This is a genomic window from uncultured Christiangramia sp., from assembly GCF_913046405.1.
Taxonomy (GTDB): domain Bacteria; phylum Bacteroidota; class Bacteroidia; order Flavobacteriales; family Flavobacteriaceae; genus Christiangramia; species Christiangramia marina.
In genome coordinates, this window is sequence record NZ_CAJWRQ010000125.1 from 1 (window position 1) to 6,882 (window position 6,882).

The 6,882-nt window shown below is 35.1% G+C and carries 6 protein-coding genes and 1 pseudogene; 4 read left to right on the forward strand and 3 right to left on the reverse strand.

The window, feature by feature from the left end; genetic code table 11:
- The first annotated feature begins 213 nt into the window (after positions 1 to 213).
- The 4 genes from QZ620_RS12890 (at position 214) to QZ620_RS12905 (ending at position 5,538) form a co-directional block, all read left to right on the forward strand.
- Entirely contained in the window at positions 214 to 747 is a 534-nt protein-coding gene (locus QZ620_RS12890) for a DUF6252 family protein (protein WP_295182361.1), read from the forward strand.
- 4 nt (positions 748 to 751) lie between these two features.
- Positions 752 to 2,653, forward strand: a complete 1,902-nt coding sequence (locus QZ620_RS12895) for a PQQ-binding-like beta-propeller repeat protein (RefSeq protein ID WP_295182364.1) — start codon at positions 752 to 754, stop codon at positions 2,651 to 2,653.
- A 353-nt stretch (positions 2,654 to 3,006) separates the two neighbouring features.
- Entirely contained in the window at positions 3,007 to 4,770 is a 1,764-nt protein-coding gene (locus QZ620_RS12900) for a tetratricopeptide repeat protein (RefSeq protein ID WP_295182365.1), read from the forward strand.
- A 117-nt stretch (positions 4,771 to 4,887) separates the two neighbouring features.
- Positions 4,888 to 5,538 carry a response regulator transcription factor gene (locus tag QZ620_RS12905; protein ID WP_295182367.1) on the forward strand — a complete coding sequence of 217 codons (651 nt, stop codon included), beginning with the start codon at positions 4,888 to 4,890 and terminating at the stop codon, positions 5,536 to 5,538.
- A 160-nt stretch (positions 5,539 to 5,698) separates the two neighbouring features.
- Here QZ620_RS12905 and QZ620_RS12910 read toward each other — a convergent pair whose 3' ends face one another.
- From QZ620_RS12910 to QZ620_RS12920, 3 genes and pseudogenes are all read right to left on the reverse strand, one after another.
- Positions 5,699 to 5,884 (reverse strand): hypothetical protein, encoded by a 186-nt coding sequence (locus QZ620_RS12910; protein ID WP_295182368.1) that lies wholly within the window; start codon positions 5,882 to 5,884, stop codon positions 5,699 to 5,701.
- A 203-nt stretch (positions 5,885 to 6,087) separates the two neighbouring features.
- Positions 6,088 to 6,516 carry a DUF4268 domain-containing protein gene (locus QZ620_RS12915; RefSeq protein WP_295182370.1) on the reverse strand — a complete coding sequence of 143 codons (429 nt, stop codon included), beginning with the start codon at positions 6,514 to 6,516 and terminating at the stop codon, positions 6,088 to 6,090.
- Positions 6,517 to 6,882, reverse strand: a pseudogene (locus QZ620_RS12920) (ZIP family metal transporter); the annotation flags it as partial. It abuts the gene before it with no gap.

A 6,882-nucleotide genomic window follows, 5' to 3' on the forward strand; every position in this document is an offset into this window, starting at 1 on the left:
CGTTAGCGCAGATGGTACTGCTGTATTGTGGGAGAGTATGTCGTCGCCTTCTTCTTAAGAACCCTTCATCATATCGATGAAGGGTTTTTTTATACCATAAAGTCTTGGAGGCCATTCATTTTTATGTCCCCTTAATACGTCAAATGACGTATTGAAACCAAAACTTTCCCTCCTTAGTTTTACTCTTCAATTATTAACCTAAACCCAACAATAATGAGAGGAGTAAAATTTTTTAAAACATGTTTGATATTTCTAACAGTTTTCAGTTTAGCATTAACCGGATGTTCAAAAGATGATGATGAAAACGGTTCTGGTGACGGAGGGGGAGAAATGACCGCCAGTATTAGTGGAGCTGGAGCATTCAAATCTTTTCCGGCTTCATCCAATGCAGTTAAACAAACTATAGGTTCTACCAGTACCATGCTGATGGTGCAGGGAACAAACGCTGATGGACAAGGTATAACCATTAATATTATGGGGTATACCGGGGAGGGTACTTATGATTTCACTTTTGGATCTTCAAATTCCAGCTCAGCTACTTACACAGAAACTGATGTAAACAATCCTATGGCAACTCAAATCTGGACTACACTTTATAGTTCAGGAGCTTCAAATGGTTCCATTACTATTTCAGAAGAGACCAGTTCAGGAGTGAAAGGGACTTTCAATTTTAAAGGAAAAAATGGAAATGACGATTCTGTAAGAACGATTTCTGAAGGAAAGTTTAATGTGAGCTTTAGAAGTTAATATTATGAAAATCATTTCTAAACTCATGCTTTTTGTAAGCATGCTAACAGCTTACATTAGTTTTGGTCAAACAAAACCTGATCAAACTTATGATTTAGGAGCCAAAATTAATGAGATGACACTCACAGGGATTGGTACATTAATCGTTGCTACAAATGATGGTATTTCTGGAATTTCAGCAAAAAACAGGAAATCTTTATTCAATTTTACAGAATTCGGAGCTATAAAGACTGAAGAAATGGAATTTGTTCCGCTATCTCCATATGTTATTGTTGCGCAGGGTGGCGGAAAAGGGCCTATGGCTGGTCTATCTGCTTTAACAGGTACAAAAAGAGCAATTATAGATCATGTATCTGGAAGAGTAATTTTCAAAACAGATGATCTTGGTTGGAAACAAATCTTCACTTTTGATGTAATACTCCCACAGAATAAATTGGTAATTTCAGGATTGCAGAAAGATGGCAATGCTGCTGAAAAAAATATGCCAAAAGTAGCTGTTTATGATCTTTCCGCTGGAAAATTGGATTATTCATTCTTTTTGAATGAACCTGGAAAAGTTACGGCTAAATATTTTGCAGTTACGGGAAAGCCACTTCTGCTTAAAGGTTCCCTAATTGTACCAACAAGCCAGGGTTTGATAAGTAAAAATCTTTCTGGAAAAACACTTTGGGAAAATAAGATGAAGAATATTGGCTGGATGGTAGCCGATGATACTGAAAAAGAGATTTACGCTTTTGAACCTGTAAATAATGGCAGCAATACCAGAATTCATAAAGTCGGTTCAAATGGAGCTGACTTATGGCAGGATGACCGAAAGGTAAAAGGAACGATCTCAAATTTTGAAATTCTAGCTAATGGGCTTGCAGTAGTAAGTGACCAAGTTGGTAATGGAGGTGTTATGAGTAAAAAAAATGAATCTAATATAGCTTTTTTAGATGCTTCAAATGGTGAAGATTTATGGGACAAAGCTCCTAAAACTAAGGGCTATGTTCAGCATTTCTATACTATGGAAGATGGTATTCTTTTCGGAATTTATGAGGGCGGAATTAATAAAATTTCTTACGACGGAAAAACTTTATTTAAAAAACCATTAAAAACCGGAGAAAACATTCAGATTATGGCCCATACGCCTCAGGGGCTTATTTATATCACAGATGAAGATGCAAATATTGTAAATCTGGAAACAGGCGAGCAAGTTTGGAACAAACCTCTAAAGTATAAGAAAGCCGCTGCTGTTGCTTCAGCTTACGATGAAAAAAATTCACAGTACCTGATTAGTGCTGATGATAAAATTTATGCTGTAGAAGAAAGTACTGGCGATATTTCAGATTTTGGAAAATTTCATTTTGAAGAAAAAGAGCAACCCAATCATATGGAAATTCGAGATAATGGAGTATTTCTTTCCTCAAGTCAAAATGTAGCAATGTTTGGTGCAAACGGTGACGAATTATTTCATGAATATTACAAATCTCCATCAAACAGTGGATTTTTAAAGGTCGCTGCCGGTGTTATGGCTGTTGCAAGTACAGCTTTGGCTATGGCAAGTTCTGCTCGTGCAGGTGCCAATAAGACTGGTTTTGGTAGCAGCAATGATCTTAGGAATTACAATGATTATGGAAAAGAAGCTAAACGTGCTGCAGATATGTTTGCTGGTATTGGCGATGCCTCTTTTGAAGTTATGTCTCAGCGTTTCAAAGCCAGTTCTGCAACTGAAAATGACCAGTTCATTCTTACGAGATTGGACGGTGGAACTGGGCTGGTGAAGGTCAACAAGGATTCTGGTAAAGTCGAAAAAGAAATTGTCTTACAAGATAAAAAACCGGAATACAAAGTTGATGAATTCGGAGGTGTACTTTATTATAAAGCTAATAATAGTAGTATCTACGCTTATGATTTATCAAAGTAGAAATTGTAAAAAATTCAATGTTTATTGGATTTTTATATCTGAGGTCGGTTGGCGAAAGTTGCCGGCCTCTTTTTTCAAGAAATTATGAAGGTCATCATCTACGTATTTATCATATTTTCCGGTGTTCTGGTCTTCATGATTTTTTCTGAAATTAGTAAATCCAAGCAATTGAAGTCTAAACATAACAACAGACTTTTTCAGTTAAAAATGAAAGAAAAACGAAGGTTGTCTAAAATTTCCAGCAGAAAAAAATGTCTTTACACCTATAATTTACTCACTTACAACCTTTCTGAAGTTTTAATTTGTTTAAAAAATGTAAATTAGAATACGCTAACCAATACTATTATCAATCTATGAAGCAATTATTATTCCTGATAATTGTAATTTTTTTAATTAAGGAAGCAAATTCACAGACCAAAACTGAAATTGATTCTTTAAATTCTCTGACCATTCAGGATTCCAATATTTCTTCAGACTCTTTGCTGGTCATTTTCAGTAATAATTTAAAGCGTTCCAAAAAATTGAATTATATCAATGGAATTGCCGATTCCTACTGGCAACTATCAACCATTTTTGGTTATAGAGGCAATCAAGACAAGGCCGTGGAATATATGCTTAAGGCTATTAAGAGTTATGAAAATTCTGGTAATGATGAAAAAGTAGCTGATTCTTATGGCGAGCTAGGATATAAGCTCAAGCGGGAAGATATAGAAAAGGCTCAATATTATATGGTGAAGGGCAAAAAACTTGCTGAAGAAGGGAATTTTAGATTTATACAAAGCCGAATTTATAATAATTATGGGGTTCTAAAAGAAATGCAGGGAGAACTTGATAGCGCTGAGCTTTATTATAAAAAAGGACTTCGAATAGTTCTGGAAGATGATTACAAGGTGGGTATTCCCTACAGCTACAGTAATCTTGCTGGTGTATACGGACAATTAGGAAGTTTTGATAGCGCTCGATATTATTTTGAAAAAGCCAAAGAAATCAGAATTAAAAATGACGATCCAAAAGGAATAGCTGAAAACTTCACACAAATAGGCGAAGTTTATCTTGAAGAGGAAAATGCATCTTTAGCTATAAAAAGCTTTCATCAGGCCATACCTTTAGCACTGAGAGAAAACTATAATTTTCTGGCTCAGTATACTTATCAGAAAATGTCTGAAGCGTATAAATTGAGAAACAACACAGATTCCGCTTTATTTTACCTCGAAAAATATAACATCTTCAAAGACAGTATCAATTCAATTGAAGTGAAGGAGAAGATTGCTGAATTGAATGTGGAATTTGAAACAGAGCGGAAAGAAAACGAAATTTTAATTCAGAAGAATAAGATCGCAGAAAACGAGTTGGAAATAGAGAGAAGAAATTTCGCTATTTCAGGGATTCTAGCAATATTAATACTCGGTAGCTTGGTGGCATATTTAATTATAAACCGGAAAAATCTAGAAAAAAAACAACTTTCAAAAGAAAAAGAACTGGACGTTGCACTCGCCAAAATTGAAACCCAGAATAGATTAGAGGAACAAAGATTAAGAATAAGTCGGGACCTACACGATAATATAGGATCACAGCTTACTTTTATTATTTCAAGCCTGGACAATCTTAAGTTCAAAATGAAGCAGGAGAATTCAGTAATTGCTAACAAAATAGATGAGATTCGGGTGTTCACAACTCTTACCATAAATGAATTGCGAGACACTATATGGGCAATGAATAAAGAAAATATAAATTTGGAAGAACTGGTGTTTCGTATAGAGGAATTATTTAAAAATGCCAGAAAACTCCATCCAGAAAAGAAATTTATTTCCGAGTTCAAAGTAAATTCAGATAAGAGATTTACTGCTTTAGAGGGTATTAATATTTTCAGGATTATTCAGGAGGCTTTAAATAATGCGATTAAGTATTCTGGCGCTGAAATTATATCTTTTTATGGCGAACAAAGAAATTCTGAAATCGTCTTTAAGTTACAGGATAATGGAGTTGGCTTTGATCCGAATCTCATTGAATATGGTAATGGATTATATAATATGGAAAAAAGAGCTAAGGATATTCATGCCACTATTGAAGTTCATTCAGAACTAAATAAGGGTGTAGAAGTTATAGTTACTAAATAGTGCATATGCCTTATTTTATATTATGCAGCTTCTTGATATTTTTAATCATCCATTTATTGGGGGAATGGATTTTAATCTTCCGCAGGATCGTCATGGTCTCTGCGGAATTTTTTCAATATGAAAATTAGAATAGCGATATTAGATGATAATAGGTTTCTTCTCAAAGCGCTGGAGGAGAAAGTTTCTCTGTTCAATGATCTAGAGCATCGAATATCTCTGGTTTCAGGAGAGGTATTATTACAAAAGCTACAGGAAAACCTGAATGTTGATCTAGTTTTGATGGATATCGAAATGCCTGGTCTTAATGGTATTGACACCACGATGCTGGTAAAACAAAAATTTCCGCATATAAAGATCATCATGCTAACGGTTTTTGATAATGACGAATACATTTTTAATGCTATAAAAGCAGGTGCAGATGGTTATTTTCTAAAAGATACGAATCCGGAAGACCTACATAGGGGTATTATTAATACTATGAATGGAGGCGCTGGAATGACGCCTTCTATAGCCAAGAAAACTTTGAAATTATTACGAAATCCAGAAGCTGTAACTCAACTGGCATATCAGGAAGAAATTTCGCTGTCTTCCAGAGAAATTGAGGTACTTGAATATCTGTGTACTGGTTTGAGCCACACCCTTATTGCGGAAAGGCTTTTCCTTTCTCCCAATACAGTTAGAAAACATATTGAAAATATTTATAAAAAATTACAGGTGCACTCTAAAATTGAAGCTGTGGAGAAGGCGAGGAGGCACAATCTTATTTAACCGAATTAGAATTTTAATTTAGAAGTGCTTAAAAATCTATTGGAATATATTCATTCTACCTTCTTCCGGACCATGAACGCCTTGTCCTTGAACCTGGCCAAGAGCTGCCGAAGATATAATGTAATCACCTTCCATTCTCCAATTTCCGGTAGAAGAAACGTCATTCCTTCGGTTCTAAAACATCATCATAACTGCCTTCAAAATTGAAAGTATTATCCTCGTTAAAGCTTAAGGCAGTATCGATATTCCTGGCTTCACCGCTTAAGTCAGAGCTAAGATCGACTATTTCAAAGTTACCGCTTGTACTTCCGGAAAAATCGAAGGCTTCCAGATTCCAGGTGCCCAACTACCATCGCTCGATCTACTTCAGCATTTTCAATATCCGATGAACATGAACTTAGAAGAATCAATAAGAAGGTGAATAGTGAATTTTAATCGTTTTCATTTTTAAAAATTTTGTTTAGTTATAAAATGACAAGATCAGGTAGGGTAAAGACCAGCAGTAGCTATATTTGAGAATTTAAATTACTAAAAATTAGCAATAAGACTTCAGTCTTTGATAAAATCTTGAAAATCATCAAAAAACTCTTCCAGCTTCAGCATGTTTTCAGCAAGAAATTGCTTCACCTCAGGCCAGAATTTTTTGTTGTAAATATTCACTCCTTCCTTTTCTACATAAATACGAGAAACGGTTTTGCCTTCGGGTAGAACATAGTCTTTAACAAAGATTATTTCCGGAAGGTAACTATCTTTTAGTACCGTTTTTAAAGAAAGAAGTTTTTCAAAATAATAGTCACGTATAAGTTCATCAGCATCTGTTATATCCAGAGAAACCTGCGCAACTTTATGTTCAAAGCTAAACTTTAGCTGAATTTCTTTCATCTTGGTATTATACAGCAACCATTTGTGCGGAAACTCTTTTCCGAAGCTAGTCCAGAATTCCTGGCGTATTTGTTTTGCTTCCTCTCTACTAAACATTTAAATGAAATAAGCGAGTAAAACCCCTAGTATTATAACTCCCAGTTTAGAAGCATTGAAGGAATGATTTTTAGAGGATTCAAATAGGATCGTAGTAGATACATGAAGAAAAATACCAATAACTACACCGTTGATCTCATCTGCATATCGGGCGATTTCAGGAATGTTGTTCTTAAGCCAGTTTCCAAGGGGCGTCATGGCAGCGAATAAAGCCAGGAATACAAAAACTTTTGGTTTGCTGAGTTTACTCTGTACCAAAAATACTGAAAGAATTGCTGCAACGGGTATCTTGTGGATTACAACGCCATGCAAAAGGTGATTATCATGATCCATAGGAAAACCTTCAAGCAAAGAATGTACACTCAA